The 4338-nt window shown below is 36.6% G+C and carries 2 protein-coding genes; one reads left to right on the top strand and one right to left on the bottom strand.

Features of this window, described 5'->3' with window-relative positions; all coding sequences use genetic code 11:
• Nucleotides 1-406: 406 nt before the first annotated feature.
• A complete protein-coding gene (locus ABFC98_05215) occupies nt 407-2911 on the bottom strand; it encodes an SBBP repeat-containing protein (GenBank protein MEN6445428.1) in 2505 nt (834 codons plus the stop codon).
• A 624-nt stretch (nt 2912-3535) separates the two neighbouring features.
• Here ABFC98_05215 and ABFC98_05210 point away from each other — a divergent pair.
• Nucleotides 3536-3853 carry a hypothetical protein gene (locus ABFC98_05210; protein ID MEN6445427.1) on the top strand — a complete coding sequence of 106 codons (318 nt, stop codon included), beginning with the start codon at nt 3536-3538 and terminating at the stop codon, nt 3851-3853.
• Nucleotides 3854-4338: the final 485 nt, after the last annotated feature.

Below are 4338 nucleotides of genomic sequence, written 5' to 3'. Positions count from 1 at the left end.
GAAAGAATTGATAGAGAGAATTTATCAAGGATTAGACGAAATCAACAAAGACCCAGTGGTATTTCGCTGGAAATACAAATTGGATGAGGTTATGTTATAATATGTTATTTAATGGACGATATACTAGAATAGCAATTGCAAAATTTTTTCTCTTAATCCTGAAATCCTCGTTTCAAAAATCAAATCTGGATAATTTTTGAAATCTGTGAGAGTCGGCATAAATGAATATTCCCACGGCTCCTTATATATATAAAAAGTATTTTTGTTCATTGGAATTATCCCCGTTGCAAAAATCATAATTCTAATAGCTAATATTACCTTTTCCAGCATTGGCTTGGTCAATAAAATGAACTTCCAGGGTCAATAACCCGAAAGTAAACTCAGCTTTATAATTAACCGTAGGTAGTTAATATCCCGGAGTGATAGTAAAAATTTTATCTGACACATCAAAATTAGCTCTATTGGAAGAATTATAAACTTTTATTAGACAATTGGTAGAGGGATTATTGGGCACTAACCAGTCATATCTGCCTATAGATGCAGGATAGGGACTGGCCTGAACAGGTAGCCATTTTTTCCCTTCATCAATACTATAATCAATCAAAATAAAGGACACATCTGTAGTATTTGTCCAAAGTAAATTACATATACTATTTACTGTAAAATATTCATTCCCGTTAGGAGCAATTACAAAAATTTGAGTACGGATTGTAAAGGGATTATCACTTATATCCAAAATTGTATTATCGTAAGCATCCGAAATTTTTATTAAACATTGATTGTAATTAATATTGGGTATATTGGGTGAAGTCCAGTTATAGCTACCTGCAGCAGCAGAAATATTATTGGATATCGTTTCCCAGGAATTTCCATTATCCAAACTGTATTCAATTTTTAAATATTCAATAAGTACTGAACTCCAGCTTATGTATATATTAGTATTTATTGGATATAATTCCCCTCCATTGGGACTGAGCAATTGTAACTTACAAATATTAAATGCTTGGTCACTCCAATCATAGATAGTGGGCTGGGTAGAATCAGATATTTTTAAATAACAGTTAGAAGCACTTATATTGGGAATAGTCCATTCATAAGTTCCCGGATTGGTAGGAAGAGCAGTAGCAATACTATTCCAGGTAACACCGGCATCACAGGTATAAGCTAAATTTACCATATTGATACCAGATTCTGTCCAATTTATGGAATAGTTCTTTCCTACCTGTAGCTTAGAATAATTGGGCACTATTAAAGATAAAGAATATGGTACAGAACTGCTAATAGTAAAGGGCTTATCTGAAATATCAAAACAATTACTATTTTCTGATCTTACTACTTTCATTAGACAATGACTGGAGTTTACATTAGGCACCTTGAAGGAATATCTGCCTAAAGCCGCCTCAACTGGACTGGAATTCAGCATTATCCAATTTGCTCCATTATCCAGTGATAATTGGATATTTACATAATTGCCTGCATAAATAAAATTCCAGTAAACGGTTTTTGTGCTTCCCGTCTGCCATTGTTCTCCCCCATTCGGAGATAAAACCTGATAAACAGGAATACCTATTTTGGAGATAAAAATATCAGAGTCGCCACTGCTGGTTAATGTAGTAGCTCCGAAGGTAGCACTTTCTGAAAAATAACCGGTAATATAGCTATTTCCGTTGGCATCAACAGCAATGCTACAGCCCTTATCAGCAATTGTTCCCCCGGCTTGCTTTGCCCAGAGCCAGTTACCTTTACTATCAAGCTTGGCAACAAAGATATCTCTTCCGCCGCTGCTGGTTAAGGTAGTAGTGCTGAAATTAGCTATTCTTTCAAAATAACCAGTAACATAGCTGTTTCCGATATCATCAACAGCAATGCCATAGCCCCCATAACTACTTGTTCCCCCGGCTTTCTTAACCCAGAGCCAGTTACCATTACTATCCAGCTTAGCAACAAAGATGTCATCTTCTCCACTGCTGGTCAATTTAGTAGTGCCAAAAGTAGCACTATCTTCAAAATATCCTGTAACATAGCTGTTTCCTTTAGCATCAACAGCAATGCTATTGCCAGAACAATCATAGTAATCTGTTCCCCCGGCTTTCTTTACCCAGAGCCAGTTACCGTTACTATCCAGCTTGGCAACAAAGATGTCAGAATTACCACTGCTGGTTAAGATAGTAGTGCCGAAAGTAGTACTACCCTGAAAAAGACCTGTAACATAGCTGTTTCCTTTGGAATCCACAGAAATGCTATTACCTTCGTCATTATATGTTCCACCAGCTTGCTTTGCCCAGAGCCAGTTACCGTTACTATCCAACTTAGCAACAAAGATGTCAGAATTACCACTGCTGGTTAAGGTTGTAGTGCCGAAGGTAATACTACTACTTCTAAAATAACCTGTAATATAGCTGTTTCCGTTGGCATCAACAGCAATGCTAAGGCCAGAAGCACAATATTTTCCCCCGGCTTGTTTAGCCCAGAGCCAGTTACCATTACAATCCAACTTAGCAACAAAGATGTCATTTTCACCACTGCCAATTAAATTATTAGTGCCGAAGGTAGCACTATATTGAAAATAACCTGTTACATAGCTGTTTCCGTTGGTATCAACAGCAATGCTATTGCCAACATCATAACTTGTTCCCCCGGCTTGCTTTGCCCAGAGCCAGTTGCCTTTGCTATCAAGCTTGGCAACAAAAATGTCCAATTCCCCAATCCAGTATAAGGTAGTAGTACCGAAGGTAGTACTACTTCCCAAACAACCTGTAACATAGATGTTTCCATTGGCATCAGCAGCAATGCTATTTCCAGAATTACTATTTGTTCCCTCAGATTGCTTTGCCCAGAGCCAATCCTCGTTTTGGGCAAAGAGTAATATTGAGCAGAGAGCTAAGATAATGATTAGAGATGTCTTTTTCATAATCTCCTCCCGTATATTTTTATATTTCTATTTGGTTTTAGAAAAACAAAGGGATAAACAATGTCTATCTTTGCACGGCAAATATAGTTCAATATAGCTGGGTTTGTTATGATACCCATTTCCGTATAAACTCCTTTCTTCTCTTTTTCATAATTTCTTATATATTTTTTCTTCAAAACCTGTCAATCTTCTTTTGTGTAGCCGGAGATCGCCGTAGCTCCGCATCGTCGTCACTCTTTCTTTCGGACGAACGACATCCTTAATTACACTTTTCTTTTAGAAGCTGACTGAACCATAACGACTATTAAAAAGAAGTGGCAATTAGAGATATTATTCGGAAACAGTAATATAATCAATAAGCATACACCCTTATATCTGATATTATAACAAGAAATCATCAATTTACAAATTAAAAATAATACTCTTTGCTTGCTGGTTTGGAAAGGAGATATTGACAGCAAAAGCGGAAGCTAAAATATAGTAATTGGAGATTTTATAAACAAAAAGATATGGTCTTACCATAAAAAGCGCTATAAACAGATAGAAAATGAATTATCAGGGGAGTTGACCATAAAATCAATGGTTTTACGAGACACGATAAGAAAAAGCAAGAAGGAGAAAAAGATGGAGATAGACAAAGAAATAATTCCTGATGAAGTGCTAAAAGCCCTTATAGAAGAAGTGGCACTTGGTTTTTATGGAATATTATTTGATTATGTAACAAAAGAATATGATGCCAATTTATTTGAAGTATATGATGCCATTGATTACAGAGATAATGTGATCCAGCAGGCATACGAAAGAGGGTTTTTAAGTGATGAGCAGATCAGGGAAGTGAAGGAAATTGATGATTATATTTTGGGACATAAAGTATCTGCGGAATTATGGAAATTTAAGGAATGGTTGAAGGGACACAAATTGGAACTGAAGACGAAGAGCTGAAAAAAAAGATTTTGCCACCGAAAGCACCGAGAAAACCGAAAAAAGAATGGAATGAAAGGTAGAGAGCGGATTGCGGAGCTTCGGCGAGCTCCGGCTACACATAACGCAGATATTCAGTGAGCTCCGGCTACACATAACGCGGAACTTCGATTACACAACGATTGAAAGATAAAACTTTTTATGATGGTCTTACGCAACCATCGTTATTATCGTGTCGCCCTCAGGGGCTCTCTTGTGAAAATGGGAATAAAAAAGAGAGTGATTATATCTTTCTTCTTTCGAGGGGCTTACGCCACCATCGCTATAATTGTGTCGCCCTCAGGGGGCTTTTTTTGGCTATATAATTAAATCCTCTTAATCCTAAAATCCTGAAATCATTGTTTCTAAAATGGAATCTATAAGAAAATATTATAAAGGAAGAACGATTTTTTTGTCGTTCACCTTACAGCCAAATTATGTAGTTTCCGCAAATTTTAGGATTGTCT

The organism is Candidatus Cloacimonas sp. (genome assembly GCA_039680785.1).
Lineage (GTDB): Bacteria > Cloacimonadota > Cloacimonadia > Cloacimonadales > Cloacimonadaceae > Cloacimonas.
The sequence above is the reverse complement of the archived record's forward strand: the minus strand, read 5'-3'. Positions and strand labels throughout refer to the sequence as shown.